Source organism: Oleiphilus sp. HI0086, assembly GCF_001635225.1.
In genome coordinates, this window is the sequence record NZ_LWFZ01001456.1 from 1 (window position 1) to 767 (window position 767).

The following is a 767-nucleotide window of genomic DNA, read 5'->3' on the forward strand; positions in this document are numbered from 1 at the left end:
TATGCAATAATCCGTCACCTTTTTTAAGCGTTCATTGTAAGTCATTTGTAAACAGTCGGCGCAAAGTTTTTATTTATTGATGAAAGATCGAGAGACCATGGAAACAAATACACAAATTTGCATTATCGGACAGGGCTATGTAGGTCTGCCACTGGCAGTCGAATTTGGGAAGAAATTCCCAACCATAGGGTTTGACATCAAAGAAGATCGCATCAACGAGTTACGCGAAGGTGTTGATAGCACACTCGAGTGCTCATCTGAAGAGCTTGCCGAGAGTACTCATCTCACGTTTACTACTCAGCTCGATGATATCAAGAATGCTACAGTCTATATCGTCACAGTTCCTACACCGATCGATGACTACAAAACACCAAACCTAACGCCGCTAATCAAAGCGAGCGAGATGCTTGGCAAAGTAGTCAAAAAGGGCGATTACGTTATTTACGAGTCGACTGTTTACCCGGGTGCAACCGAAGAAGACTGTTTACCACTAATCGAGCAAGGCTCTGGTTTGAAGCTAAATGAAGATTTCTTTGCGGGATACAGCCCGGAACGAATCAATCCTGGCGATAAAGAACACCGTGTCACGAACATTCTCAAAGTTACCTCTGGCTCAACGCCCGAAGCGGCAACTTTTATTGATGACCTTTATAAAAGCATCATCGTTGCCGGCACGCACAAAGCAGCTTCTATTCGTGTAGCTGAAGCCGCAAAAGTTATTGAAAACACCCAGCGTGACGTCAACATCGCTCTCGTTAACGAGCTTT

The 767-nt window shown here is 44.3% G+C and carries 1 protein-coding gene; it reads left to right on the forward strand.

The features are described from left to right. Positions 1-97: 97 nt before the first annotated feature. On the forward strand, positions 98-767 hold a 670-nt coding region (locus A3756_RS24650), incomplete at its 3' end, for a nucleotide sugar dehydrogenase (protein ID WP_156490749.1).